This window comes from Shewanella woodyi ATCC 51908 (genome assembly GCF_000019525.1).
In the GTDB taxonomy this organism is placed as follows: Bacteria; Pseudomonadota; Gammaproteobacteria; order Enterobacterales; family Shewanellaceae; genus Shewanella; species Shewanella woodyi.
This window is the reverse complement of sequence record NC_010506.1, coordinates 25124-50838: the sequence shown is the minus strand read 5'-3', so window position 1 is coordinate 50838 and position 25715 is coordinate 25124. Positions and strand designations below refer to the sequence as shown.

26 protein-coding genes are annotated in these 25715 nt (G+C 44.5%); 11 read left to right on the top strand and 15 right to left on the bottom strand.

Annotated elements, in window-relative coordinates; all coding sequences use genetic code 11:
- Nucleotides 1–57: 57 nt before the first annotated feature.
- Nucleotides 58–507 carry a group II truncated hemoglobin gene (locus SWOO_RS00225; protein WP_012322696.1) on the top strand — a complete coding sequence of 150 codons (450 nt, stop codon included), beginning with the start codon at nt 58–60 and terminating at the stop codon, nt 505–507.
- Nucleotides 508–608: 101 nt separating this feature from the next.
- Here the strand turns inward: SWOO_RS00225 and hemF are convergent, their stop codons facing one another.
- From hemF to SWOO_RS00210, 3 genes are all read right to left on the bottom strand, one after another.
- Nucleotides 609–1529 carry an oxygen-dependent coproporphyrinogen oxidase gene (gene hemF / locus SWOO_RS00220; protein ID WP_012322695.1) on the bottom strand — a complete coding sequence of 307 codons (921 nt, stop codon included), beginning with the start codon at nt 1527–1529 and terminating at the stop codon, nt 609–611.
- Between the two features lie 28 nt (nt 1530–1557).
- The gene (locus tag SWOO_RS00215) at nt 1558–2115 is read right to left on the bottom strand and encodes an L-threonylcarbamoyladenylate synthase (protein ID WP_012322694.1); all 558 of its coding nucleotides are present in this window, start codon (nt 2113–2115) and stop codon (nt 1558–1560) included.
- A 74-nt stretch (nt 2116–2189) separates the two neighbouring features.
- Nucleotides 2190–2753, bottom strand: a complete 564-nt coding sequence (locus SWOO_RS00210) for a DNA topoisomerase family protein (protein WP_012322693.1) — start codon at nt 2751–2753, stop codon at nt 2190–2192.
- A 111-nt stretch (nt 2754–2864) separates the two neighbouring features.
- Here SWOO_RS00210 and SWOO_RS00205 point away from each other — a divergent pair, with 111 nt between their 5' ends.
- Entirely contained in the window at nt 2865–4628 is a 1764-nt protein-coding gene (locus SWOO_RS00205) for a collagenase (RefSeq protein WP_012322692.1), read from the top strand.
- Nucleotides 4629–4828: 200 nt separating this feature from the next.
- Here the strand turns inward: SWOO_RS00205 and SWOO_RS00200 are convergent, their stop codons facing one another.
- The 3 genes from SWOO_RS00200 to SWOO_RS00190 all read right to left on the bottom strand — a co-directional run bounded on the left by SWOO_RS00200 (nt 4829) and on the right by SWOO_RS00190 (nt 7538).
- Nucleotides 4829–5302, bottom strand: coding sequence for a DUF494 family protein (locus tag SWOO_RS00200; RefSeq protein ID WP_012322691.1), 474 nt, complete (start codon nt 5300–5302; stop codon nt 4829–4831).
- A 2-nt stretch (nt 5303–5304) separates the two neighbouring features.
- Nucleotides 5305–6300: a DNA-processing protein DprA gene (dprA, locus tag SWOO_RS00195; RefSeq protein WP_012322690.1), complete on the bottom strand. Its 996-nt coding sequence runs from the start codon at nt 6298–6300 to the stop codon at nt 5305–5307.
- A gap of 128 nt (nt 6301–6428) precedes the next feature.
- The gene (locus tag SWOO_RS00190) at nt 6429–7538 is read right to left on the bottom strand and encodes a LysM peptidoglycan-binding domain-containing protein (RefSeq protein WP_012322689.1); all 1110 of its coding nucleotides are present in this window, start codon (nt 7536–7538) and stop codon (nt 6429–6431) included.
- Between the two features lie 182 nt (nt 7539–7720).
- Here SWOO_RS00190 and def point away from each other — a divergent pair, with 182 nt between their 5' ends.
- The 5 genes from def to SWOO_RS00165 are packed head-to-tail and all read left to right on the top strand — an operon-like array spanning nt 7721 to nt 13394.
- On the top strand, nt 7721–8230 hold the full coding sequence (gene def, locus SWOO_RS00185; RefSeq protein WP_012322688.1) for a peptide deformylase: 510 nt from the start codon (nt 7721–7723) through the stop codon (nt 8228–8230).
- A gap of 7 nt (nt 8231–8237) precedes the next feature.
- Nucleotides 8238–9200 (top strand): methionyl-tRNA formyltransferase, encoded by a 963-nt coding sequence (gene fmt, locus SWOO_RS00180; RefSeq protein WP_012322687.1) that lies wholly within the window; start codon nt 8238–8240, stop codon nt 9198–9200.
- Nucleotide 9201: 1 nt separating this feature from the next.
- Nucleotides 9202–10479, top strand: a complete 1278-nt coding sequence (gene rsmB / locus SWOO_RS00175; RefSeq protein ID WP_012322686.1) for a 16S rRNA (cytosine(967)-C(5))-methyltransferase RsmB — start codon at nt 9202–9204, stop codon at nt 10477–10479.
- A 9-nt stretch (nt 10480–10488) separates the two neighbouring features.
- Entirely contained in the window at nt 10489–11898 is a 1410-nt protein-coding gene (gene trkA / locus SWOO_RS00170) for a Trk system potassium transporter TrkA (protein WP_012322685.1), read from the top strand.
- A 53-nt stretch (nt 11899–11951) separates the two neighbouring features.
- On the top strand, nt 11952–13394 hold the full coding sequence (locus SWOO_RS00165) for a TrkH family potassium uptake protein (protein ID WP_012322684.1): 1443 nt from the start codon (nt 11952–11954) through the stop codon (nt 13392–13394).
- A gap of 157 nt (nt 13395–13551) precedes the next feature.
- On the opposite strand, the gene SWOO_RS00160 is transcribed toward SWOO_RS00165, so the two are convergent.
- From SWOO_RS00160 to SWOO_RS26345, 3 genes are all read right to left on the bottom strand, one after another.
- Nucleotides 13552–14028 (bottom strand): GNAT family N-acetyltransferase, encoded by a 477-nt coding sequence (locus SWOO_RS00160; protein WP_012322683.1) that lies wholly within the window; start codon nt 14026–14028, stop codon nt 13552–13554.
- Nucleotides 14029–14577: 549 nt separating this feature from the next.
- Nucleotides 14578–15006 (bottom strand): DUF1493 family protein, encoded by a 429-nt coding sequence (locus SWOO_RS00150; RefSeq protein ID WP_012322681.1) that lies wholly within the window; start codon nt 15004–15006, stop codon nt 14578–14580.
- 63 nt (nt 15007–15069) lie between these two features.
- Entirely contained in the window at nt 15070–15204 is a 135-nt protein-coding gene (locus tag SWOO_RS26345; RefSeq protein WP_267864804.1) for a hypothetical protein, read from the bottom strand.
- 396 nt (nt 15205–15600) lie between these two features.
- Here SWOO_RS26345 and SWOO_RS00145 point away from each other — a divergent pair, with 396 nt between their 5' ends.
- Nucleotides 15601–16047: a hypothetical protein gene (locus SWOO_RS00145; RefSeq protein ID WP_012322679.1), complete on the top strand. Its 447-nt coding sequence runs from the start codon at nt 15601–15603 to the stop codon at nt 16045–16047.
- Here the strand turns inward: SWOO_RS00145 and SWOO_RS25350 are convergent.
- Nucleotides 16037–16747: a serine aminopeptidase domain-containing protein gene (locus SWOO_RS25350; protein WP_012322678.1), complete on the bottom strand. Its 711-nt coding sequence runs from the start codon at nt 16745–16747 to the stop codon at nt 16037–16039. The genes SWOO_RS00145 and SWOO_RS25350 overlap by 11 nt on opposite strands.
- An 89-nt stretch (nt 16748–16836) precedes the next feature.
- Nucleotides 16837–17376, bottom strand: coding sequence for a menaquinone-dependent protoporphyrinogen IX dehydrogenase (hemG, locus tag SWOO_RS00135; protein ID WP_012322677.1), 540 nt, complete (start codon nt 17374–17376; stop codon nt 16837–16839).
- Nucleotides 17377–17572: 196 nt separating this feature from the next.
- On the opposite strand from hemG (SWOO_RS00135), the gene SWOO_RS00130 reads away from it, so the two are divergent.
- Complete coding sequence (locus SWOO_RS00130; RefSeq protein ID WP_012322676.1) at nt 17573–17878, top strand: ArsR/SmtB family transcription factor; 306 nt, start codon at nt 17573–17575, stop codon at nt 17876–17878.
- Nucleotides 17879–17953: 75 nt separating this feature from the next.
- Here SWOO_RS00130 and hemG (SWOO_RS00125) read toward each other — a convergent pair whose 3' ends face one another.
- The 4 genes from hemG (SWOO_RS00125) to pepQ form a co-directional block, all read right to left on the bottom strand.
- Nucleotides 17954–18481 carry a menaquinone-dependent protoporphyrinogen IX dehydrogenase gene (gene hemG, locus SWOO_RS00125; RefSeq protein ID WP_012322675.1) on the bottom strand — a complete coding sequence of 176 codons (528 nt, stop codon included), beginning with the start codon at nt 18479–18481 and terminating at the stop codon, nt 17954–17956.
- A 23-nt stretch (nt 18482–18504) separates the two neighbouring features.
- Complete coding sequence (locus SWOO_RS00120) at nt 18505–19962, bottom strand: TrkH family potassium uptake protein (RefSeq protein WP_012322674.1); 1458 nt, start codon at nt 19960–19962, stop codon at nt 18505–18507.
- An 88-nt stretch (nt 19963–20050) separates the two neighbouring features.
- Nucleotides 20051–20686, bottom strand: a complete 636-nt coding sequence (locus SWOO_RS00115; RefSeq protein ID WP_012322673.1) for a YigZ family protein — start codon at nt 20684–20686, stop codon at nt 20051–20053.
- The gene (gene pepQ, locus SWOO_RS00110) at nt 20683–22002 is read right to left on the bottom strand and encodes a Xaa-Pro dipeptidase (RefSeq protein ID WP_012322672.1); all 1320 of its coding nucleotides are present in this window, start codon (nt 22000–22002) and stop codon (nt 20683–20685) included. The genes SWOO_RS00115 and pepQ overlap by 4 nt, the downstream gene beginning before the upstream one ends.
- A 267-nt stretch (nt 22003–22269) precedes the next feature.
- Here pepQ and fadB point away from each other — a divergent pair, with 267 nt between their 5' ends.
- Nucleotides 22270–24420, top strand: coding sequence for a fatty acid oxidation complex subunit alpha FadB (fadB, locus tag SWOO_RS00105; RefSeq protein WP_012322671.1), 2151 nt, complete (start codon nt 22270–22272; stop codon nt 24418–24420).
- A 21-nt stretch (nt 24421–24441) separates the two neighbouring features.
- Nucleotides 24442–25605 carry an acetyl-CoA C-acyltransferase FadA gene (fadA, locus tag SWOO_RS00100; RefSeq protein ID WP_012322670.1) on the top strand — a complete coding sequence of 388 codons (1164 nt, stop codon included), beginning with the start codon at nt 24442–24444 and terminating at the stop codon, nt 25603–25605.
- Nucleotides 25606–25715 lie beyond the last annotated feature (110 nt).

The window sequence follows — 25715 nt, the reverse complement described above, 5'->3', positions numbered from 1 at the left end:
CCTCTATTTTGAACTGATATAATCACGGCAAACTTAAGCTCTTATCGAATAGTCATTATGAATTGGATTAAAAAAATCTTTCAAAATAGCCCCAAATCACCTCAGAGTGAGGATAGTGTCAGAGATCCGCAACAATCTAATGCCTATGATTTGATTGGCGGCGAACCTGTAATACGCGCTTTAGCCCACCAGTTTTATCTGCAGATGCTGCAACAAGGCCGAGCCAGTGAACTGCTCTCTATCCATAAAGCACCAATAACAGAGTCGGAGCAGAAGCTATTTGAATTTCTTAGTGGGTGGTTAGGCGGGCCTGGATTGTTCGAACAAAAATACGGTCATCCAGCATTAAGGGCACGTCATATGCCATTTCAAATAGATGAAGAGATGCGAGACCAGTGGTTATTTTGTATGAAGCGGGCCATTGAGATAGAGATTAGTCACCCTGAACATCAAGCCGCAATCTACCAAGCAATCAGCACTCTCGCTGACCATATGCGTAACCAATAAGCATTAAATAGTGCTATTTGATTAGTATATTCACACAAAGATAGGTCATAGACAGTAGAATTGAGGTAGGGCTTCTATGTCTATGACAAAATCTGCTACAGCTATTTATTCAACGACAACCAATCTTTTGGAGTCAGATAGTCAGAATAGAGTAATGATTCTGGTGAGTTCTCTTCTGGTGTGTACATATACTCCCAGCGAACTAAAGGTGGCATCGACATTAGAATCGACTCAGTACGCCCGCCAGTTTGTAATCCAAATAGGGTGCCCCTGTCGTACACCAGATTAAACTCAACGTAACGGCCACGACGGTAAAGCTGGAATTCACGCTCTCTCTCTCCATATTGTGTCTCTTTACGGCGCTGAACAATAGGCGCATAAGCAGTTAAGAAGCCATTACCTACTGCTTGCATAAAGGCGAAGCTAGTGTCGAAGCCTTCGGCATTGAGATCATCAAAGAATAGCCCGCCCACACCGCGAGTCTCATCCCTATGAGGTAGGTAGAAATAGTCATCACACCACTTCTTATATTTAGGGTATACCTCTTCGCCAAAAGGAAGACAAAGATCATGAGCATTTTGATGCCACTCAATCACATCCTCTTTAAATGGATAGTAAGGTGTTAAATCGAAACCACCACCAAACCACCACACAGGATCAGCTCCCTCTTTTTTCGCAATAAAAAAGCGGACGTTAGCATGAGTAGTGGGAATATAAGGATTATTTGGATGGATAACGAGTGAGACCCCCATGGCCTCAAAACTACGCCCTGCGAGCTCGGGACGATGAGCAGTTGCAGAAGCGGGCATAGCCGCACCGGTAACGTGAGAGAAGTTTACACCAGCCTGTTCAAACACCTTACCTTGAGTTAATACCCGGCTAGTTCCACCACCACCCTCTTCGCGCTTCCACGAGTCAGCTTTGAACTTGGCTTCTCCATCAAGCTGCTCCAATCCATCACAGATCCGCTGTTGAAGATCGAGCAAAAACGCTTTAACTACACTTACGTCTGGTACAGACATGCTATTTCCCTTTTTTAATTATTATTTACTAACGTAATATCTTGCCGCTGATGGCATCTATGATAGTAGAAGGCTTTCTTTGTTCCCCTAAGCTACCTGCCACTAAAGCGTCTATCTCCCCTTCAAATTTGGCAAGGATCTCTTCATGGCTCATTGCTGGTTCTTCACCTGAATGATTGGCACTGGTAGAGACTAATGGCTTTCCAAGCTGCTGACATATCGCTTGAATTGTCGGGTGGTCGGAAACTCTTACTGCGAGTGAATTAAAACTGCCACATAACAAATTAGAGATGCCAGGTTTAATCGGCATGATAAAGGTAAACGGACCGGGCCATTTACTGAATACCCGCTCACGCTGTTCTTCGGTCAGTTGTGAATCATCGATATAGGGAAGCAGTTGCTGATAATCGCTTGCAACCAAAATCAATCCCTTCTCCCAAGGCCGCTTCTTTATCGCCAACAATTTAGTAATAGCAGCATCATTATCGGGATCGCAACCTAGGCCATAAACCGCCTCTGTCGGGTACGCAACCACCCCACCACTCTCTATCACCTGTTTAACTTCAGCAGGAGCCTGCTCTAACATATTAAAACCTTCAATAATCAATAAACGACTCTTAATGGACTATGCCAAAGAGCAAATGATGGGTAACTACCAATCTATATGGGTCGCTTGTACTTACACTGTTTTTGCGGACACTCAAGGCGTCCACCAGCAGCACCTTTTCGTTCAACTAAAATACCAAAACCACATTCAGGACAAGCTTCATTGACGGGGTGATAATTGACAAGGAATTTACACTTAGGGTAACCGCTACAGGCATAAAAGGTTTTACCAAAACGACTTGTTCTATGCTCTACATGACCCTTCTTGCATAACGGGCAAGGGATCTCGTTACCCGCTTCCTCTTGATCATGCTTCTCAATATGTCTGCATTCAGGGTAGTGAGTACAACCGATAAAGATACCAAATCGACCAGATTTAACAGCCAGTTCATTACCACATTCAGGGCATGATGAGCCCTCAATCACTTGAGTCTCTATCGACTCATGTTGAACAAGCGGTCTGGTGTAATCACAATTGGGATAGTTATTACAGCCAATAAAACCACCATGTTTGCTATTTTTCACAGAGAGCTCACTACCGCACTTAGGACAGAGCTCGTACTCTTTCTCTAAAGCGTGTTCATGGGAGCTAAATAGCTGTTGATCGATCTTAGACATGCTTATCTCACTTACCTTATATGCTCATATTTTATCAAGCTATGGCGGTAATACCACTAGTTATATCGACAAAAGATCAGTATATTGTATCCAAAAAGATTAAGGATTATTATGTTTCGCCAATCAGTTATTGCTCTTGCGCTTCTTTCACTCTCTGGCTGCAGCTCAACTGCAAAGATAAGTTTAGATAACACACAGATAAACAAGATCATGGAAGCTCAAGAGCAATCTCTATTTAAAGCAGATAGTCCACTGTTAACTAAAGATATATTTATACAGGTAAGTTTAGCATTAGCGAGTGTTAACGATGAGCAACAAGCAGATAAGCTCCTCTATTACCTCCGTGCTTTTAGTTATTTTGGCCCTAAAGAACTACTCGACAGTTCCAGCATTGAAGCCCTCACTCTTGGCCTATCTGAACTCACAAATAAACCATTTTTTTCTCGTTCCCCTCGCCTACAGGAGCATTTTGCTGTGACGATTTATCGCTACTACAGTGATAATGACAACGCGCAGCAACTCGCAAAGCTTCTACCCATGCTTGAGGCTCAACTTATTTCACTGGGTGAAAGCAATACTAACTTAGCTAACGACTACGGACTTTGGGAAACACTCAGGGCCTACGGCATGTTATTTAACAGTGCAAGAAAGGATGTAGACGGAGAGTTGAATCAACAAATTGTCGCTTTAGATCTGGCCAAGCCATTATTAGACTTTGCCTCTTCAAATACCAGCATCAGAGAGGGTAACGACTGGCCAAAGGCAAACGCATACTGGGCACTTGGCCTCTATCGCCTAGCCCTACCAACTAGCGACGAGAATAAACCCACATTAGCTGAAGATAGAATAGATAAAGCAGTTGCTGAGATCGCCAAAGTAGATATCTCAATAAGAGGGGATGATGCCAAAGACACATACACCTTAGGGTTTCATGTAAATGCCTTTGCAGGAAAAGATCGTTGTGAACAGAACAGTGATATCTGCCGCATCCCAGAACTAACCGACATTTTACCCATACATCACCCCTGCTCCGACAGCTTGTTTATCTTGGCCCAAGATCTGAATCAAGAGGAGCTGGCAAGCAGCTGCACCAAATTGACCTCACAAGAAGCAAACTTCCACCAGATACTCGAGACAGGGCATCAAGCAACGCCAAATGATTTTAATACAGCGCTTAGAGTCGTTGCCTTTAAAAACTGGAGCCAATATAACGCTTATGGTCAGCTACTATTTGATATCAATACCGACAATGGTGGTATGTATATCGAAGGCACTCCCTCTAAGCCTGGAAACCAAGCCACCTTCTTTGCCTATCGCCAATTTTGGATCCAACCAGAGTTTGCAATTTGGAACTTAAATCATGAATACGTTCATTACCTAGATGGTCACTTTGTAAAATATGGAGGCTTCGGTCATTTCCCATCTAAAATGGTCTGGTGGTCTGAAGGGTTAGCGGAATATATCGCTAAAGGTGATTCCAACCCAAACACACTAAAAGTCATCAAACGTGATATAGAAAAAGCGCCGACTCTTGAGGAGATTTTTGCCACAGAATATGATGATGGCCAAGACAGGACCTATAAGTGGAGCTATATGGCGGTTCGCTTTCTCGCTGAGCACCACCACAGTGATTTTGTTCAGCTAAGTCAATTCCTGAAAACCGACTACTTTGAGGGCTATGAACAACTGCTGCAGTCACTCACTCAATATCAGCCAGAGTTCTCTAACTGGCTTAACACTCAAGTTAACCAATTTGATGATAACCAAGATAAGAATAAGGTTAAGGTTAAGATCAATAAACTAAACCGTTACAGCTATCGGGAATACTTAAAACCAACTCACTTAGTACAGGATAAGAAACACCTGCACTATTAAGTGGCTTTAATCTTAAAGGGGGGTGTAGAGACGATGGGTATCAGACACAAATCCCTTCTTACGCAATGACCAACATGGATGTGTGGAAATGTGCCACAGATGTAGGGAACATCTTGCACCCTTGCGTTCAGGGATAAGCACATCCATGTGCAAAAAAGGAGGCTTAAGCCTCCTTTCTTTATCACTATGACTGGGGTTCACTATGAATGAAGTCTGCCATCAGGTTGCTCGAAGATTAGATCTTCCATCTGCTCATAAGCTGATTCATTACCAGGGGCATTAAATAACACCATAAGTACAACCCACTTGAGATCTTCGAGAATTAACGCGCTCTCATCTAACTCCATAATACGATCGATAACCATCTCTCGCGTCACAACATTTAGAACCTCAATCTGTTCAAGAAATAGGATGAAACCACGACATTCGACGTCGAGTTTATCCATCTCATCTTGAGTGTAGATCCTAAAGGAGTGTTGAGCATGGTTGCATAAGTAAGGTTTATCCCCTTCCTGCAACTCAGCTAAATTCTCAAGCCAAGACAAAGCCTTGATAATTTCGGACTGGTGAAAGCCAGCACGAGTTAGCTCTTGCGTTAACTCATCTTCATCCACCAGGAACTCAACTTCACTGTGAACATAGTTTTCAAACAGATACATGAGGATATCAAACATGGCTAGCTCCTCTTTATTCTTACATAACCACCGGGTACTACAGCGACCCAACCTTGCAACTCAAGTTCAAGCATTTGCTCTAATACTAACTCTATGGCCTTTCCACTATGCTCAACCACAACATCAATTGGTGTAGTCTCATATCCAACACTAGCTAACAGTGAGGCAAATGGCAAATCAGAAGCGTTCTCTTCCCCTATATGGTGACTGCTTTTCAGTTCTTCAAGGTGAAAATCACATAAAGCTGATACTTCTTCTATTATATCGGCCACATTCTCGACAAGTTTGGCTCCATCTTTAATCAAATCATGGCAGCCTTGGTTATTTTCTGCCAAGACACTACCAGGAATAGCAAAAACTTCTCTCCCCTGCTCTAGGGCCAATCTGGCAGTTATTAATGAACCACTTTTCCTGCAGGCTTCAACCACTAAGGTTCCTATAGATAGACCGCTGATAATTCGATTTCGTTTCGGAAAATTCCCCGAAAAGGGCTTAGTGCCAGGCCAAAATTCACTCACAATTGCACCATGAGCCTGAATATCCTCATAGATTTTTCGATGCCGCTTAGGGTAGATGACATCAACTCCCGTACCCAACACTGCCAGAGTTTTACCACCACTATCGAGGCAACCCTGATGTGCTGAACCATCAACGCCTACAGCCATTCCACTACAAACACCGAACCCTAGCTCACCCAACTCACTCCCAAACCGATAAGCAAGCTGTAAACCCGCTTTTGACGCTGCTCGGCTGCCAACAATTGCCAGTGCCGGAGGAAAAAATGCATCCAGTTCACCTTTGACAAACAAGATGGGGGGAGGAGCAGATATCTGCTTTAAAAAACTAGGGTAGTGTGGATCGTCGAAACAGATAATGGCGTGGTTATCAGCAGACTCCTGCCACGCTAAAGCCGATTCAACTAAATTAAGATTAGGGGCAAGCTCACGCTCAAGTAGACTCTCCGGCAGAGGAAGCGCTGACTTTTCATGCGCTAACATCTGCCTAAGTTCCTCTACATCCATGTAGTTTAGTAGCTGTTTTATCCGAGCAGGTCCAAGCCCGGGTACTGCATTAACAACTAGCCAATCGACCAGTTTGTCGCTTATAGATAACCTCTCAGTTAACGTTAATCAGCAAAACTTTTTAATAGGTTTATCGAATCTGGCTGGACCAACTTATCATCGACCCGGACAGTTTTCTTATTCGCCATGATAAGACCAAGGCTGGTCTTATCAAAAACTTTAAACACCATTAATCGACCACGGAAGATATCAGGCATCTTAATGGCATTATCGGAGGAAACACCACTTAGCAGATCTTCATAACTACTTCTTTCTGCAGGCAGTACAGGCTGTCCATCACCATTTATCACCACATCGATGCCATCTCGATAGATTGAGAAAACATCACCAGGTTCAACCCCATCCTCTACCCCTTTATCAAGATAGACCACATCCAGTTTACCCATCTCTCTTAGGTGCTTTTCAGAGGCGAGGATTGAGCCAGGCTCAGTCACTGTCGCAGCTTTGGGCATAAAGTAAGCGGAGAGCAGTGAATCACTCTCGATGGGTAAAATACGGTATCCCGCTTTAGTTTCACGAAAGTTGCTCAGTAGCTTAATCTTAGAGATAGGGCCAGACTCAACCACACGTCCACTGGCAGTTAAAACCACCTCTTTCCCAAGCACTTCATTCTCTTTACTGACAAACTCACGACCTTCAGAATAAACACCAAACTTATCACCTAAGGTCAGAACTTGTTGTACATAAACAATATCGCCAACGATATGATGTTTAGATTCGCTCTCCCCACCCAGCACCATAGGTTGTTTATCAAACCAATCACCATCGACAACACGATTTTGAATTAAGTAGGGACCAATTAACGAAAGATCAATCGCTGGTATCGCATCGCCCTTAGCATGAATTCTGCCTTCAGGGCTCTTACGCTTATGGGGCTTAACGACTAATCTAGGTTCGCCATCAATGAAAACTAAAGTCAGCCGATCACCTGGATAGATGAGGTGAGGGTTCGCAATTTGAGGATTAACGCCCCATAACTTAGGCCAGCGCCAAGGGTCATTAAGAAAATGTTCAGAGATATCCCAGAGTGTGTCTCCCTTCACAACAACATAGGAATCTGGATGACCGGACTTCAAAGTGAGGGTATCTGCGAATATAGAGCAACTAAATGTCATTAAAGCGAATAAAATTAGTCGTTTCATGGGGTTTTCCATGCTGATAGCTCTTTAATATCTAAAGCAGAACCGAGTACGATATATAAAGCACTTTGAACTAGTTTACGTATATATAGAGCTTTTGCTGTTATTGAATGCCACTAAGGATTAAAATTGAAGCATTAGCTAGAGTCAGTATAACCAACTGATAAAGATTTGACAGACTTGTTAAGAGTTTATGTATGAGTTTATTAAAAGTTTTACGTTTTCCAGATGAGAAATTACGCACGATTGCCAAGCCAGTAACAGAGTTTAATGCTGACTTACAAACGCAGATCGATAACATGTTTGAAACCATGTACGAAGAGAAAGGTATCGGGCTGGCAGCCACACAAGTGGATTACCATCACCAGCTGATAGTCATGGATCTTCAAGATGAAGTGGAAAGACCAAAAGTCTTCATTAATTTGGAGATAGTTGCTAGCAGCGGCCACTTCGAAAATGAAGAGGGCTGCCTCTCCGTTCCAGGCATCTTCGCCAATGTTGAGCGCGCCGAGCATGTCACCATCAAAGCACTAGATCGCGAAGGTAATGAGTTTACCTTAGAGGCGGATGGTCTATTTGGGATCTGCTTACAGCACGAATTAGATCACCTTAAAGGTAAATTGTTTGTCGATTACCTATCGCCACTAAAGCGTCAACGAATCAAGCAGAAGCTTGAGAAAGCTGCCCGCCAAGAAAAGAAAGGATAGAGAGCTCTTGAAACCATTAAACGTTATTTTTGCGGGTACACCAGATTTTGCAGCTCGCCACCTTCAAGCTCTTATCAACTCTGAACATAATGTTATCGCCGTATACTCCAGAGCAGATAAACCTGCTGGACGCGGTAAAAAGTTACAGGCCAGCCCGGTAAAAATGTTGGCGCTGGAAAATGAGATCCCGGTATATCAACCTACCTCCTTAAGGGATGAGCAAGCGCAAGCAGAACTGGCCAGTTTAAATGCCGATATCATGGTTGTTGTAGCTTATGGGTTGATCTTACCTAAAGTCGTGCTTGATACACCAAAACTTGGCTGTATTAATGTACATGGCTCAATCTTACCGCGCTGGCGCGGTGCAGCACCTATCCAACGAGCACTTTGGTCTGGTGACACAGAAACTGGCGTTACCATAATGCAGATGGATATCGGCCTAGATACTGGTGATATGCTGCTAAAAACTCAGTTGCCAATCGAAGATAGCGATACTTCAGCCAGCTTATATGAAAAACTGGCCGAACAGGGACCAGAAGCACTGGTCGAAGCCTTGACGGGACTCGCCAAAGGTGAACTGGCTGCAGAAAAGCAGGATGAAGCACTGGCAAACTATGCCGAGAAGCTAAGTAAAGAGGAAGCGGAGCTGGATTGGAATAAGTCTGCAGCTCAACTTTGGCGTGAGATCAGAGCCTTTAACCCTTGGCCTATTAGCCACTTTTCTCACCAAGATGCCAGCATCAAGGTAAGAGAAGCCCACGTCAGCCAATCTAAGTCACAGGCTCCAGCAGGCACAATTATCTCGGCAGGCAAAGAGGGCATAGAGATAGCCACTGGTGACGGTGTACTGACCTTGCTTAATATGCAGTTACCGGGCAAGAAACCACTGAGTGTTGCAGATATTCTCAACTCCCGTAGCGAGTGGTTTACCCCTGGCACAGTTTTAAACAGCACAAAAGAGGCTGAGTAATATGAATTTGCGTGCACTTGCGGCCAAGGTCGTTTTTCAGGTATTGGAGAAAGGGATCTCCCTCTCTGTTGCCCTGCCTGAACAGCAGAAACATTGCGAAAGCGGTAAAGATAAAGCCCTATTAGCAGAGCTAAGTTACGGGGTGATGCGTCAACTGCCACAACTCGATAAACTGATCAGCGATTGCATGGCTAAACCACTTAAAGGGAAGCAGAGGATTTTGCACCAACTGCTTTTGGTCGGCTGCTATCAACTCTACTTTACCCGTATCCCAAGCCATGCGGCGATCTCAGAAACTGCGGAAGCTTGTCGCCAGCTAAAGTTCGATGGCCTAGTAAAAGTGATCAACGCAGTGCTGCGTAATATTCAGCGTCAAGAGAAGCCACTGCCGACTGACAACGATACGCTGACTTACAATACTCCAGCTTGGATAATAAAAAGCCTCAAACAGGCCTACCCAGACAGTTGGCAAACAGTCATTGAAAACAGTCATCAACGTCCACCAATGTGGTTACGCAACAATGTTCGCTCTCAAACTCGCGATGAATATCTAGCACTGCTAGCAGAGGCTGAGATATCAGCTTCAGCGGGACAAAGTAGCGATGCTATCTTACTTGAGAGCCCTAAAGACGTGATGCAATTGCCAGGTTTTGAACAAGGTGCGGCCTCAGTTCAGGACGGCGCAGCGCAATGGGCTGCCACCCTATTGGCCCCTGCCGATGGCGAGTTAATTCTCGATGCTTGTGCCGCTCCTGGCGGTAAAACCTGCCACATACTTGAGCGCGCTGACACAGAGTTAGTGGCGGTGGACTTCGATGCTAACCGACTCGAGCGGGTACAGCAGAATTTGGACCGCCTTTCACTAAACGCTAAGCTAGTTCATGGCGATGCGGCTGATATCGATTCCTGGTGGCAAGGTGATAAGTTTGACCGAATTTTGCTCGATGCCCCTTGCTCAGCAACAGGTGTCATTCGTCGTCATCCAGATATCAAGTGGTTAAGAAAACAGGCTGATATTGAAGAGTTAGCCCAGCTTCAAAGCAAGATATTGGATCATTGCTGGAAGTGGCTTAAACCTGGTGGCACACTGCTATACGCAACCTGCTCAATTCTTCCACAAGAGAATGCACAGCAGATTAGTGCTTTCCTTGAAAGAACGCATGATGCTACGCTCATTGCTATCTCGCAGCAGCCAAATCCTGACGACATAGGCTGGCAGATCACTCCGGGCACGGAGAATATGGACGGATTCTATTACGCACGCCTAGTAAAGGGATAAAGCAAGGCCATGAAGATTATCATTTTAGGTGCTGGCCAAGTCGGTGGCACCTTAGCTGAAAACTTAGTTGGTGAAAATAACGACATCACCATAGTCGACAACGACAGACGAAGATTACGCTCACTGCAGGATAAGTATGATCTGCGGGTGGTATTCGGACATGGCGCTCACCCCAACACCTTAAAAGATGCAGGGGCTGAAGACGCTGATATGTTGATCGCAGTAACCAACAGCGATGAGTGTAATATGGCAGCCTGTCAGATCGCCTACTCGCTATTTGGAACCCCAACTAAAATCGCACGGATCCGTTCTGAGCAGTATTTAGCCCTTCGCGATAAGCTATTTATTAATAGCGAAACCAAGAAAAATGATAACAGTCCCCGTGGTGGTTTTATTATCGATGAGTTGATCGCCCCCGAACAGCTTGTCACCTCCTATATCCGCCGCTTGGTTGAGTACCCAGGCGCGCTGCAAGTGCTAGAGTTTGCCGAAGGTCGCCTAAGCTTAGTGGCAGTTCGAGCCTATTATGGTGGTCCTTTAGTGGGCAACGCTCTCGCCGCACTGCGAGAACATATGCCCAATATTGATACCCGGGTAGCTGCAATCTTCAGACAAGGCCGCTCAATTATGCCGAGAGGTACCACCATTATCGAAGCCGATGATGAGGTATTCTTTGTCGCCGATAGCCGCCACGTGCGCGCAGTTATGAGTGAGATGCAGAAGCTGGATAACACCTACCGCAATATCATGATTGCTGGCGGGGGTAACATAGGTTTAGGCTTAGCTAAGCAGCTTCAACGTAATCACTCGGTCAAGCTTATTGAACATAAGCAGGAGCGCGCAGAAGAGCTATCTGAAAAGCTCGAAAACACGACGGTGTTCTGTGGTGACGCTTCAGATCAAGAGCTACTCATAGAGGAGCATATCGATCAAACCGATGTATTTATTGCGGTTACCAACGACGATGAAGCCAACATCATGGCTGCGTTACTGGCAAAACGCATGGGCGCTAAGAAAGTCATGGTACTTATTCAGCGTGAAGCCTATGTGGATATCGTTCAGGAAGCCAATATCGATATAGCTATCTCACCACAACAAGCCACTATCTCTGCACTACTGACCCATATCAGGCAGGGCGATATCTGTAACGTTTACTCCCTAAGGCGTGGAGCAGCGGAAGCCATTGAAGCTATCGCCCACGGTGATGCTAAAACGTCTAAAGTGGTAGGTAAGAAGATAGGCGAAATAAAGCTGCCGCCCAGCACGACTATCGGTGCCATCGTCCGTGACGATGAGGTGTTGATGGCCCACGATAACACCATTATTGAGCAGGGAGATCACGTTATTCTCTTCCTGGTGAATAAGAAGTTTGTTGGTGAAGTTGAAAAACTCTTCCAACCCAGTGCTTTCTTCTTCTAAGGTTTGCATAGCAGCTAACCGCTAGTCATACGATTTCAAAGGATTTAAGCACTATGCTAAACCTTCGACCTCTGCTATTTATTTTAGGCATTTTTCTGTCGACACTGACAGTCTTTATGTTTATCCCACTTATCTTCGCCCTCTTCTATGGCGAAGAGACTGTGGGTGCATTTATGATCTCCTCCCTATTTACTGGTACCTGTGCCAGTGCGTGCATACATCAGGGACGAAGTAGAAACCTGCACCTCAATATTCGAGATATGTTTCTACTAACCAGCTTAACTTGGCTGATCGTCAGCTTCTTTGCCGCCATGCCCTTTACCTTGTATCACGGCATCAACTATACCGATGCATTTTTCGAGACCATGTCGGGGATCACCACCACAGGCTCAACGGTTCTATCTGGTCTAGATTCAATGGATCACAGTATTCTGATCTGGCGCTCTCTACTGCAGTGGATGGGGGGAATTGGCTTTATCGTGATGGCTGTGGCTGTACTGCCCTTCCTCAATGTCGGTGGTATGAGGCTATTTAGAACCGAGTCTTCAGACTGGAGCGATAAAGCGATCCCCAGAACGCAAGATATGGCGAAACACCTTTTCTATATCTACATCCTCCTCACTGTACTGTGTGGGATTGCCTATCATCTGTCGGGAATGAACTGGTTCCAAGCCATTAATCACGCCATGACCACGCTCTCTACTGGCGGTTACTCCACCTCAGACAGCTCAATGGCGGCATTCTCAAATCAAGCTCACTGGGTTGGCGTGGTATTTATGGCAGCTGGCGGATTGCCGCTGTTAATGTTCGTTAACAGCATTCAGCAACGCTCACTCTGGGTGTGGAATGATGCACAAGTTAAAGGCTTTATCCTGTTTATCTCATTGGTATCAATGAGCTTAGCCTTCTGGCTCTGGCTAGGTCATGAGATGAGCCCACTCGATGCCCTTAGACTCGCCAGTTTCAATGTCGTGTCAGTTGTTACCACCACAGGTTATGGTCTCACGGACTACACAGCCTGGGGCGCACTGGCCAATATCGCCTTCCTCTTCTTAATGTTCGCTGGCAGCTGCTCAGGCTCGACCTCAGGCGGGATAAAAATTTTCCGCTTCCAGATAGCCGGCGCCATCATGCGAGAGCAGTTAAAGCAACAGTTTCACCCCAGCGGTGTGTTTAAAGAGCGCTACAATAACCGAATCATCAGCGACGATATTGTCCGCTCTCTGGTGACCTTTATCTTGTTGTTTGCGTTCGTTATCGTATTGCTATCAATCATACTGGTATTAACTGGACTCGATCCAATGACCAGCTTTACTGGTGCGATCACAGCAGTCACCAACGTAGGTCCAGGACTTGGTGACGTTATTGGCCCGGCAGGAAACTTCTCTACCCTACCAGATGTGGCCAAATGGGCACTTGCCATCGGTATGCTTTTGGGACGCTTAGAGATACTGACCGTGGCAGTGCTCTTCCATCCCAGCTTTTGGAAATATTAGCGGAAGTATTAGCGAAAGCCTTTGCGGAAATGCCAATTCGACACGATGAGTGAAGCATAGCTTCTGACTAACGTTATATGCCGAACTGATTGCTCACTATACTGAAGCTCGACCACAACTTAGAATTACCAGGCCTAAAAAGTCGCCACAGTCGTTTTTAGGCATTTTTGGCGTGTGCGAAACGTTGCCTTGTTACCGTTCCCCACTTATGGTCTTCATACACATCTTCTACGTAATCATCAGATGTATAGTCACTCACTACGTCACGCCAAAAACTGATAGCATGCTCCGCCCCCGCTACTTGCTTGATTTCCCACGAACCTCCAAGACATTCAAACAAACTAGAAATAAAGCGCTTCCCTACTTTGTTTTTACGAAAGCAAGGCAAAACGTAAAAGTCACAAATCTCATACGCTTTTGGTGATGTTTCATCTATGGCTGTTATAGCAGCAGGAATACCCTCCACGTAAAGTAAGTAGCCTGTAACACTACCTTTTAGCCGAGGATAAATCTCAAACACACCGTTCTCGTCTGGTTTGTCGTCAATAATTTTTGAAAATTCAGCACTATATCCTTGGTAAAGATTAGCGTAAACATGAGCATTGCTATCGTCTACTTTCACTATATTCATCATGAGATCTCCATGATTATTGGACTTTTTTCATCATCTTATCGCTTCTTCGATTTCGAGAGAATAACCATTTGCTAAAGTGATTCTCGTATTAATGCTTAAACAGATAAAAATCACTAGCCAGCCAAGCATTTTGCGTCATTTTGAGTCACTTGTTATAGCTACAACTCTACGAATTTCGCCATTCAGATAGCGCCTCAGTGACGTTAAACTTAGTTTTGAAATTGGCTACTTTCCTAGGTGTAAAATAGTCTGGTTTCGCGCAGATACTACTAGCAAATTGATCGATATATGATTTGCCCGTTAATTTATAACTTGTTGCTTCAGAATTGGTTAATTGAATCTCTACGGTAAACATGCCGACAGTTCCACAAACTACTGACAAATACATATCGTTTGTGTTTTGGAAAAGAATCCATGACATGTGCTCTTCATCTAAAACTACCACCGATCCTCCAGTAGCTATAGCGCCCTAATAATGGGCAAAAGATTGTTTGCTAAAATGTTGAACAACGAAAACAACAAACTTTTTTATTCTTATTTATTAGTCCATTAGGTATAACACGCTACCAAAAAACCGATAATTAAAACTAACCAAAGACAATTACTGTATGTAATGTCATTTCGATTAGTTGGTACTTTATGCTCTGGATAAACAACTAGCCACTTGCCTTTAATCGCAAAGTTTAAGAGCATTTGAGGTGTTATTGGAATTTTTTCTACCTTTTTCCATGGTGGTTTAAAAATAAAAGACCAGATATTTACCCCCTCATCTTCTGAGTGAAAATACCACAGATATTCATCCATATTTACGTGATACTTGTTTGAGTATGCTTCTATTAATTCGTGAAAGTCATCACCAACAATACCAAGCTCATCAGATATATTGCTATTAAGATGAACTTTTTCGATCTTTGTACCTGATTCAATCGCTACAAAGTTTAGAATTTCTGCAATATCCAAAGGTATACCTAAAGCCATCCGACTGCCTTGCCTTGTTAGGCATTTACATGGAGTTTGCTACGCAAGCGTTGTTGTGTAGATTCATTGCCATTTTCCCATTAGATAAGCGAGCTCCTCAATATCTTGATCATCTTGCTTCCACTCTCCTACCGAGTGAATGAGTCTTTCTCTTAACTCTGATTCTGACACAGAGTTGGCCAACTCATCTAAGTTCATATAGATGCCTAACGAGCCTGTAGAATTACTCGTTCTTAATTGATTTTTAATACCATACAAGGACAGTATCGAAGTTTCTATGACTGTTATAGATTTTTCTCAGCTGATTTTGATAGCAAAAAGGCTACCTGCCTTTTATGCATCCTAGGTTGTAGTTTCTCTATCTTATGGACTAAGCAGAAAAAATCACTAGCCAGCCATTATTAATCAGTAACATACCAACCTTATATCGACTTCATCGCTCATCAAGAACAAGTTCTCCCTGAATTAGCAAAAACAAATTAAACTATTTATATCAATAAGATATTGCGCAAAAGACTATCTAAGAGCATTCTATAGGCTAGTGAGGTTTTAAATAGACCAAATTGAAATCTAGCAAGAGGAAAAGAGCTCATAATGCGATCTCTGTTTCAAACTGCCTCAATAATATTCCCGGTTATCATATTGCCGATAAAGACACATGCCACGGTTATTGAACTCAACACTTACCTAGGGGGCAGCGAAGGAAAGCTGGCTAATAAACCTGCGCTTATCTACAAGTTCAGTGACGGTTCGCAGCAAAACCGCTGCAGTATTATCACCACTGAAAACTATCTTGTTAATGCAAAAAATAGGTTAGAGAACATCAACCTAAGCGAGCCAAATTTCTATTTCGACTGTGTGTGGGATGGGCGATACTATTTTCTATCTAATCGACATAGAACCTATGCAGAGGTGATTATCAAGCAGCCAGATATGAATTTTCCTATGTCGATGCACATAGAAGCAAAGCTTATCAATATCATAGGTGAACACGCCGAAGTCATCAGCGGTGATATATCTCTAAGAAGATCTAAAAAGTAACTCGCCCTTTACCTGTTTGCTTGCCAAAAAGAGTAACCAACTCAGAGATTACCTCAGCAGATTTAGCTGGGTTTGCCTGCAGTATAAAGTGAGGCCCCTCAACGCTTCTAACCTGTAGCTCTCTAAAACAGGCACTAAACTCAGTGACCTTATTTGACGACACTAGATAATCTGAAGTCGCTTGAATATATCCTACTGGAAGCTCAATTAACTCAGCAGAGAATGAGAGTGATAGCATTGAACTTAGTCTTGCCTTGATGACCCGAGGGGGAAGTGAGTCAACAATCGATTGAAACTGTTCAACCAACTCATTGCTTGCAGCAGAACCTAGAAATAACGCTTTAACAAAGAGTTTTGCAAATGGCAAAGCCGAAAGTAACTTTAAAGGAAGAGCTCTGGCAATAGAGAGAAGTAACCAATGAGGTTTTGATAAAAAAGTGGCTACGAAGATAACCCCTTGCAAATGCTCTGCCCCCTCTTTGGCTAGCCTAGCAGCCACGGGGCCAGAAAATGACTCCGCCACTAAGATAAAGTCATTTTGGGGTAATTTCTCTTTTACATATTCAGTTATTGATGCGTAATCTTGAGGCCCTGTCTGCGGTAATGCTATAACTTCGCACTCATATTCCGATAGGGAAAAAAGTAACGAAGAAAAAAGCTCCCCTGTTCCATCCATTCCAGGCAATAGTACTAGCTTCAAAGATACAGACTCCTGATAACGGCTCAACAGGTTAAGCCGCTAAACTTCATTGCATTACGACACAATAACAGGAATATAATGCAGAGTAACTAATCAGCCAAACGGATCAGATGTTCAGCATAAAGCTTAACGTCATCCCAGTCGGTGTAATCGATGACTGATTTAGGATCAGTTGGGCCATTCGTCATCTTCATAATTAGCTGAATAGCGAGTCTGTCCCACCAGCGCCATGCTGGATAATCTACTTTACCAGCGATCACTTTGACATCATTAGGCTTCCAAGGGGAAAGCTCAATGAATTTCTGCAGGTATTTATTATTCTCTGGAACACGTTTTTCTGGATTACGAGCCACCACATTAACACTGTAAAAACTGTTTGGTTTCTCGCTAAGGGCTGCTTGATGCTCGGTCGTAAATGCAAAGACACTTTTATCGTAGCTGCCATACATGACACAAGCTCCCAGTGCGACACTGTCATACTTGGCCCAATCTAATCCCTCTTTTACCGCTTCGCTAATATGCATCACCCGAGATTTATGCCCCTGATGCTCAATATGCTCAGCAATGGCACGACTAATTTTAGCGGTATGCCCGCCTCGGGAGTAATACAGTACGAGAATAGATTTCATTCATATGCCTAATTTATAATCTTGATTGCTTGCTCTATTGTTTCAGTCTGTCGAAGAATAAACAGGATAATTGATCACAAATTAGCGCTAGCTCATATAATTTACACTCAAAATTGAGATCTCGACTAGGGTCGGTATCATTGTCATTACAGAACAACTCAATTAGAATTGGCTAATCCTAGGAGTGAGTCACCCTATGCAAAAAGAAATCGATGTAGATGCGATGGTATCTAATGCAGAAAATGCAGCAAAGTGGCTAAAGGCGATTGCCAATCCCTACCGCTTGATGATCTTATGTTTATTACTTGAGAATGAATATAGCGTCACTGAGTTGAATGAAACTGTCCCACTAAGCCAATCTGCACTATCACAGCACTTAGCAGTGTTACGGGCACAAGATCTTGTCTCAACACGCAAGAGTTCTCAGGTTGTTTTCTATAAGCTTAAAAATGAGCAGGTCACCGAAGTGATCTCCATACTGCATAAGCAGTACTGCGCCTAATACTTATGAACTTGAGAGTTACAGAGACAACAAAGCCTGCTTAAAGCAGGCTTTTTTATCGGCGAAAACCAAAATCTATCTATCGGCAAATGCCTTGCCAAACTCCTCAACTTGCTGCCAGTTGGTAAATTCATAAGTACCCGATGTATCCGTGGGGCCTTTTGTCATCCACATGATAAAACGTATCATGGTCTTATCAAAAAAACGGTATTTGGGATAATCGATCTTACCAGCAAACACACCTAACTGCTGAGGCTTCCACAGCGATAGCTCGAGAAACTTCTTCATATAGGGGTTCGTTTCTGGAGTGTTTTTCTCAGGCTTTCTTGCCACTACATTCACTGTAAAAAAAGCGTTAGGCTTGGCACTCAATACCGCATGGTGATTATTGATATACTGATAAAGTTCAGGCCTATGCTTACCATATCGAATACTGGCACCAATCATCACCTTATCAAAGTCAGCCAAACTCAACGCTTTTGCCTCCTCAAGTGAAGCCAATGTCACTTCACTTTCAGCGGCCTGATTCACCCCTTTCATTAGCTCACAAATTGCACGGGTTTGTCCGTCAACCGTCGAGTAGATAATAAGCGTCTTATTCATCGATAATCCTAAAGTAGTTTTTGCTAGTTTTTCCAGAATGTCGGGGTAAACAGCACGAGCAAGGTGAATACCTCAAGTCGACCAAACAGCATGGCCATTAACAACACCCACTTCTCACCGTCACCAATACTGGCGTAATTACTCGCCACTTCACCAAGCCCTGGACCTAGGTTATTAAGACAAGCAGCGGTGGCACTAAACGCAGTGATGTTATCCATTCCCATCGCCATCAATAGCAGCATACAGAGCACAAATACCAAAGCATAAGCAGAGAAGAAGCCCCACACAGCATCGATAATTCTATCAGGCAGGGCCTTATCACCGATACGAATTGAGAACATGCCTCTGGGGTGGACAAGACGTTTTAGCTCTCTTGAGCCCTGCTTTAACAGCAAGATCATACGTATCACCTTGATGCCACCAGCGGTAGAGCCGCCACAGCCACCGATAAAGCTGGAGAAGATGAGTAGCATAGGAAGAAACAGTGGCCACATATGGAAGCTCTCGGTACCGAAACCTGCCGTCGTCGAGATAGATACCGCCTGAAACAGGGCGAAATCTAATGTCTGTTCGGGGGAGTCATAGATCCCCGAGTGGTATAGCACACCAAAACAGATCCCCGTGAGCACCAACTGCACTATCACTAAGGCTTTAAATTCCGCATCTTTAAAGTAGATCTTTAGATTGATTCCCCGCCGAGTAAACGCGGCGAAGTGCAAACTAAAATTGAGCGCTGCGATCAATAAAAACACCACACAAACCATGTTTATCGCAGTGCTATCAAAGTAACCCATACTGGCATCATGGGTCGAGAAACCGCCTATTGCTATGGTTGAGAATGAGTGACAGATGGCGTCAAACACATCCATTCCAGCCAGCCAGTAAGCCACGGCGCAGGCGATAGTCAGTGCAAAATAGATATACCAAAGCGCCTTAGCGGTTTCGGCAATACGTGGGGTCATTTTGCTATCTTTTACAGGTCCGGGCATCTCCGCCCGATATAACTGCATCCCCCCAATACCTAACATAGGCAAAATGGCCACAGCGAGTACAATGATCCCCATGCCACCGAGCCACTGCAGCAGATGTCGATAGAAGAGAATAGCTTTTGGAAGAGAATCCAAGCCAACAATCACAGTTGCCCCTGTAGTCGTGAGTGCAGAGAAGGATTCAAAAAAACTGTCGGTTATGCTCAGATCTGGTTGATTAGTGAAGATGAATGGCACGGCACCGATAGATCCCAGTACGGCCCAAAACAATACAACCAGCAAGAAGCCCTCACGGGTTCGAAGATCTTTTTTATGCCTCCGATTAGGGTACCAGAGCAGGAAGCCTAAAAAGAGACTGAGAAAAAAAGCCTGGATAAAAGCGGTACCACCACCATCTTTGTAGATCACCGCAACCAAGGCTGGAGGAAGCAGTGACAGGGAGAAGAGTCCCATTAAGAATCCAGTGATTCTTATTATTGTTCTATATTGCATTCAGGTTTTATCACGTCCATTTTCCATAGATGGCAATTCGGCCACTAAGCTAGTTTCTCACAAAATGGTAACCCATCACAGAAACAAATTAATGGGTTGAATCACTCTTGTGAAAATCAAACTTAGCCGCTAAAAGCCCTTGGCTCATGGTAGCCAGATCGCGGTTTAATTCAGTTTGAAACCGCTTAGGGATCGCAAAGTTGAGGGTAACCTTTTCCATAAAGTCCCGCTCCTCTATCACTCCATCATATTGCGCTAATAGATACTCAACATCTTTAAGCTGATTATAATCACATACCAGTAAACCGGGATAACGGATCTGTTTTAGCTGAGTTTCTAACTGAGTCAGCCCCTGTTTTATCCCTGAACTGTATGCTCTCACTAGCCCACCAACACCTAACTTAGTGCCACCAAAATAGCGCACCACAACGGCGCCTATCTCGCCCACATCAGCGCCCTGCAAAGTGGCCAACATAGGACGACCAGCACTGCCTGATGGCTCACCATCATCACTGGAGCCCATAGCAAGGGTATTGCCAGGCTCTGCAGCGACAAAAGCATAGCAATAATGGTTAGCTCCTGGGTAATCTGCCTTTATGTTAGTAAGTGCACACTTCAGCTCTTCGTAAGACTGGCAGTGAAAAAGAAAAGAGATAAAGCGACTATGCTTTATCTCCTCTTCTATGATCAATTCAGCCGACGGGATCCGATAACTGTCAGTCAATTTAAACCACAATCACGGGTCATATTCTCATTTTGATCAGCATGAACGATGACATTATCTTCAATTCTGATCCCACCAAATGGACGCAAAAGGTCAACAGTCTGCCAGTTCACCTGCTTCTTACGACTATCCTGCTTTAACTCATTTAGCAGAGAGTCAATGATATAAATACCCGGCTCGATAGTCAGTACCTGATTTGCGGCTAATGTACGTGTGCATCGCAAAAATGGATGTGCGTCAGGAGCGGCAATATGGGTGCCGCGCTCATCGTGGAGGAATCCCCCCATGTCATGAACCTGAAGCCCCAACATATGCCCTAGTCCATGGGGGAAGAAAACATTGGTAATGCCCTGATCAACTAGTGACTGAGGCTCCCCTGAGGCGATATCGAAATCGACTAATATCTTGGCCAGCTTTTGATGAGTTGCAATATGCAGGTCCACGTACTTCACACCGGGACGCATCATGGAGATGATCTCCTGCTGCATCTTATCCATGGCTTCAATAAGCTCACTGAAGATATTTTTTTCGAAAGCGTAAGTACGGGTGATATCTGAAGCGTATCCGAAAAAGTTAGCCCCAGCATCGATAAGGAAGGAGTGTCTACTCTCTGGGCGCACACTCTCTAATTTGGTGTAATGCAAGATAGCGGCGTTCTCATTGAGGGCCACGATATTACCGTAAGGTACCTCATTCTCTCCCTGATTTGTTGCAGTCAGATACTCCTGCTGGATCTCAAACTCACTTCCACCATTAAAGAAGGCATTTTTAGCAGCAAGATGACCCTTAACAGCTATCTCGTTTGCGTTACGTAAACAGCACAGCTCATATTGTGTCTTACTTGCTCTGTGATAATGAAGATAGCTCATCACAGCATCTGGGTTACGGGTTTTAAATCCAAGCACTTCAGCCACATCTAAGTGCTCACCAATATAAGCCCACTGACTGATATCACTTGGTAAAAGTTCAGCCACTTTATCGGCTTTAGTAAGCAGTTTAATCTCCACATGTTCTGCCCAGAAAGCATCTGGAAGGTCGGCAACCTTGTGCCAAAAATCAACTGGGCGATAAAAGATCAGTTGCGGTTTATCGCGACCATTGACCAATAACCAGCAGTGAGGGTTATCTAAAATAGGTAGCCAAGCTTTAAAGTGCGGATTCACCTTAAAGGGATAATCCATATCATCAAGAAACTGACGATGAGGTTGACCGGAATGGATCACTAAACCTGAGAGGTTTTCACGGGAGATAATCTCAGCAACACGATGATTTAATTCTGCTATATGAGATTTAAAATGATTAGCCAGTTGATCCATATCTTTTATCCTATTATTAATTCTAATTCTTTAAATCGGAAGCAAATCTGTAACTAAAAACAGTTTAACATAAAGCATAAAAATCACTCCACCAAAGCAACAATCAAACAAGTGTTTAAATTGGGTGTTGTAATTTATTTGATTTCGTCGCACACTGACAGCAACTGGTCAGATGATGACCTAAGGCGAGATAGAGAAATTACCCGGGTAAACTGACCCTACAGTCACAACATTCTAAGACGGGTATCACGCAAAAGGAAGCAAGCAATGATCTACCAAAGTCCTACGATTCAGGTTGAGTTACTTGAAGACAATATTGCTCGGTTATGCTTTAACGCTGCCGGCTCTGTCAATAAACTAGACAGAGAGACAATAGACTCACTCAATGCTGCATTAGACGCAATTAAGCAAGACACGAATATTCAAGGTCTCGTTCTGACTTCAGGAAAAGGCGCCTTTATTGTCGGTGCTGACATCACTGAATTTCTCGGTCTATTTGCTCAAGAGGAGAGTGTTCTTCTTCCTTGGATTGCTGAAGCAAACGTTGTTTTCAATAAAATTGAAGACCTGCCATTCCCCACGATCTCAGCCATTAATGGCTTTGCACTGGGTGGCGGTTTTGAAACCGTACTCGCAACGGATTTCCGTATTGCTGATACCACAGCCAAACTTGGCCTACCAGAAACTAAGCTTGGATTAATTCCAGGTTTTGGCGGCACAGTTCGTCTTCCCCGCCTTATTGGTGCCGATAACGCACTTGAGTGGATCACAACTGGTAAAGATCATAAGCCAGAAGCCGCTCTTAAAGTTGGTGCTATCGACGCAGTTGTCGCACCAGAGAATTTAGAGGCATCGGCTATCGCCATGCTGAAAGAAGCCTTAAGTGAAAAGTTAGATTGGCAGGCACGCCGCGCTAAAAAGCAAGCTCCGCTAAACCTACCTAAGCTTGAAGCTATGATGTCATTCGCCACCGCCAAGGGCATGGTATTTAAGGTTGCAGGCAAACACTACCCTGCGCCAATGACAGCCATTAGCGTTATCGAGCAAGCTGCTCGCAGTGAACGCGCTGACGCATTAATGGTCGAGCATCAAGCCTTTATCAAGCTCGCTAAAACCGACGTAGCACAAGCGCTAATCGGTATCTTCCTTAATGACCAACTGGTCAAAGGCAAAGCTAAGAAAGCGGGTAAGTTAGCTAAAAATGTCGACAGTGCTGCTGTACTTGGTGCCGGCATCATGGGTGGTGGTATCGCATACCAGAGTGCCAGCAAAGGCACACCAATTGTGATGAAAGATATCGCACAGCCAGCGCTTGATCTTGGTCTAGGTGAAGCGTCTAAGCTATTAGCCGCTCAAATTAAGCGTGGCCGCTCTACACCAGAGAAGATGGCTAAGGTACTGAACAACATCACCGCGACACTGGACTACGCGCCGGTTAAAGATGTCGATGTTGTAGTCGAAGCCGTTGTTGAGCATCCAAAAGTAAAATCCATGGTGCTTGCTGAAGTTGAGCAAAATGTCAGTGACGATGCCATCATCACATCAAACACCTCAACCATCTCAATCAACCTACTCGCTAAGAGCCTTAAGAAGCCTGAGCGCTTCTGTGGAATGCACTTCTTTAACCCAGTGCATAAGATGCCACTTGTTGAAGTTATCCGCGGCGAAAACAGCTCTGAAGAGACTATCGCTTCGGTCGTGGCTTATGCCAGTAAAATGGGTAAGACACCAATCGTTGTTAATGATTGCCCAGGTTTCTTCGTAAACCGCGTACTCTTCCCTTACTTTGCAGGCTTTAGCGGTCTACTCGCCGATGGCGCAGATTTCGCGGCAATCGATAAGGTGATGGAGAAGCAGTTTGGTTGGCCTATGGGTCCTGCATACCTGCTTGATGTTGTCGGTATCGATACAGGCCATCATGCTCAAGCGGTAATGGCAGAAGGTTTCCCTGATCGCATGGGTAAAGATGGCAAAGATGCTATCGATATCATGTTTGACTCAGAGCGTTTCGGTCAGAAGAACAACAAAGGTTTCTACGCTTACTCAGTAGACCGCCGCGGCAAACCAAAGAAAGATCTCGATCCTACAAGCTATGAGCTACTTGGCGCAGAGTTTGGTGATCTTAAAGCATTTGAGTCCGATGAGATTATCGCTCGTACTATGATCCCTATGATTATCGAAACAGTTCGTTGTCTCGAAGAGGGAATTATCGCAACGCCTGCAGAAGCTGATATGGGGCTAGTATTTGGTCTTGGCTTCCCACCATTTAGAGGTGGTGTATTCCGCTATATCGATACCATGGGTGTCGCTAATTTCGTTGCACTTGCTGATAAGTACGCCCACTTAGGTGGACTTTACCAAGTGACAGATGCGATGCGCGAACTCGCCGCTAATAATGGCAGCTACTATCAAGCTTAATAAGTGGGAAGGAATAGAACAATGAAACAAGCAGTTATCGTAGATTGCATCCGTACTCCCATGGGCCGTTCTAAGGCTGGAGTATTTAGAAATGTACGTGCAGAGACACTCTCTGCAGAGTTAATGAAAGCCCTCTTGGCTCGCAATCCAAAACTTGATCCAAAAGACATCGAAGATGTAATTTGGGGCTGTGTACAGCAAACCTTAGAGCAAGGTTTCAATATCGCTCGTAATGCCGCTCTACTTGCTGGCATTCCGAAAGAGGCTGGTGCAGTTACCGTAAACCGCCTATGTGGCTCATCTATGGATGCCCTACATCAAGCGGCGCGTGCCATCATGACAGGCCAAGGTGATACTTTCATTATTGGCGGTGTCGAGCACATGGGTCACGTCCCGATGAACCACGGTGTCGATTTCCACCCAGGTCTTGCCAACAATGTTGCAAAAGCTTCAGGCATGATGGGTCTTACTGCAGAGATGCTAGGTAAGATGCATGGCATAAGCCGTGAGCAGCAAGATGAGTTTGCAGTACGTTCTCATCAACGTGCTCACGCAGCAACAGTTGAGGGTCGCTTTGCTAATGAGATCCACCCAGTCGAAGGTCATGATGCTAACGGCGTGTTGATCAAGGTTGAGCATGACGAAGTGATCCGTCCTGAGACCTCAATGGAATCACTGTCGGGTCTTCGCCCAGCTTTTGATCCAGCAAACGGCACAGTAACCGCAGGCACCTCATCGGCTCTCTCTGATGGCGCATCAGCCATGCTAGTTATGGAAGAGGAGAAAGCCAAAGCGTTAGGCCTACCTATTCGTGCACGCATTCGTTCTATGGCTGTGGCAGGTTGTGATGCCGCAATCATGGGTTACGGCCCAGTACCTGCAACCAAAAAAGCACTTGAGCGTGCAGGCCTAACAATTGATGATCTCGATGTTATCGAGCTTAACGAAGCCTTCGCCGCTCAGTCTCTACCCTGTGTTAAAGATCTTGGTTTGATGGATGTAGTTGATGAGAAGATTAACCTTAACGGCGGCGCTATTGCACTGGGTCATCCGCTGGGTTGTTCTGGCGCTCGTATCTCGACAACATTGATCAACCTAATGGAAGCGAAAGATGCAAAATATGGTTTAGCGACCATGTGTATCGGCCTAGGACAAGGTATCGCAACGGTATTTGAGCGCCCATAACTCCCAATAGGTTTTATTGCGTTTATACCAATCGGTATTAACTAAACGGCAAGCTCTGTGAGCTTGCCGTTTTTATTTACAGTAAAAATTCATCAAGCTATTGTATCCAT

What these genes read in the sequence shown, in the direction of transcription:
- fadA (WP_012322670.1), top strand. Translation starts at nt 24,442, where the DNA reads ATGAAACAAGCAGTTATCGTAGATTGCATCCGTACTCCCATGGGCCGT.
- SWOO_RS00120 (WP_012322674.1), bottom strand. Translation starts at nt 19,962, where the DNA reads ATGCAATATAGAACAATAATAAGAATCACTGGATTCTTAATGGGACTC.
- SWOO_RS00130 (WP_012322676.1), top strand. Translation starts at nt 17,573, where the DNA reads ATGCAAAAAGAAATCGATGTAGATGCGATGGTATCTAATGCAGAAAAT.
- SWOO_RS00145 (WP_012322679.1), top strand. Translation starts at nt 15,601, where the DNA reads ATGCGATCTCTGTTTCAAACTGCCTCAATAATATTCCCGGTTATCATA.
- SWOO_RS00190 (WP_012322689.1), bottom strand. Translation starts at nt 7,538, where the DNA reads ATGGAAAACCCCATGAAACGACTAATTTTATTCGCTTTAATGACATTT.
- rsmB (WP_012322686.1), top strand. Translation starts at nt 9,202, where the DNA reads ATGAATTTGCGTGCACTTGCGGCCAAGGTCGTTTTTCAGGTATTGGAG.
- SWOO_RS00210 (WP_012322693.1), bottom strand. Translation starts at nt 2,753, where the DNA reads ATGTCTAAGATCGATCAACAGCTATTTAGCTCCCATGAACACGCTTTA.
- dprA (WP_012322690.1), bottom strand. Translation starts at nt 6,300, where the DNA reads ATGTTAGCGCATGAAAAGTCAGCGCTTCCTCTGCCGGAGAGTCTACTT.
- SWOO_RS00200 (WP_012322691.1), bottom strand. Translation starts at nt 5,302, where the DNA reads ATGTTTGATATCCTCATGTATCTGTTTGAAAACTATGTTCACAGTGAA.
- SWOO_RS00165 (WP_012322684.1), top strand. Translation starts at nt 11,952, where the DNA reads ATGCTAAACCTTCGACCTCTGCTATTTATTTTAGGCATTTTTCTGTCG.
- SWOO_RS00205 (WP_012322692.1), top strand. Translation starts at nt 2,865, where the DNA reads ATGTTTCGCCAATCAGTTATTGCTCTTGCGCTTCTTTCACTCTCTGGC.
- hemG (WP_012322677.1), bottom strand. Translation starts at nt 17,376, where the DNA reads ATGAAATCTATTCTCGTACTGTATTACTCCCGAGGCGGGCATACCGCT.
- pepQ (WP_012322672.1), bottom strand. Translation starts at nt 22,002, where the DNA reads ATGGATCAACTGGCTAATCATTTTAAATCTCATATAGCAGAATTAAAT.
- SWOO_RS00215 (WP_012322694.1), bottom strand. Translation starts at nt 2,115, where the DNA reads ATGTTAGAGCAGGCTCCTGCTGAAGTTAAACAGGTGATAGAGAGTGGT.
- trkA (WP_012322685.1), top strand. Translation starts at nt 10,489, where the DNA reads ATGAAGATTATCATTTTAGGTGCTGGCCAAGTCGGTGGCACCTTAGCT.
- fadB (WP_012322671.1), top strand. Translation starts at nt 22,270, where the DNA reads ATGATCTACCAAAGTCCTACGATTCAGGTTGAGTTACTTGAAGACAAT.
- SWOO_RS00160 (WP_012322683.1), bottom strand. Translation starts at nt 14,028, where the DNA reads ATGATGAATATAGTGAAAGTAGACGATAGCAATGCTCATGTTTACGCT.
- hemF (WP_012322695.1), bottom strand. Translation starts at nt 1,529, where the DNA reads ATGTCTGTACCAGACGTAAGTGTAGTTAAAGCGTTTTTGCTCGATCTT.
- SWOO_RS26345 (WP_267864804.1), bottom strand. Translation starts at nt 15,204, where the DNA reads ATGAACTTAGATGAGTTGGCCAACTCTGTGTCAGAATCAGAGTTAAGA.
- hemG (WP_012322675.1), bottom strand. Translation starts at nt 18,481, where the DNA reads ATGAATAAGACGCTTATTATCTACTCGACGGTTGACGGACAAACCCGT.
- def (WP_012322688.1), top strand. Translation starts at nt 7,721, where the DNA reads ATGAGTTTATTAAAAGTTTTACGTTTTCCAGATGAGAAATTACGCACG.
- SWOO_RS00225 (WP_012322696.1), top strand. Translation starts at nt 58, where the DNA reads ATGAATTGGATTAAAAAAATCTTTCAAAATAGCCCCAAATCACCTCAG.
- SWOO_RS00150 (WP_012322681.1), bottom strand. Translation starts at nt 15,006, where the DNA reads ATGGCTTTAGGTATACCTTTGGATATTGCAGAAATTCTAAACTTTGTA.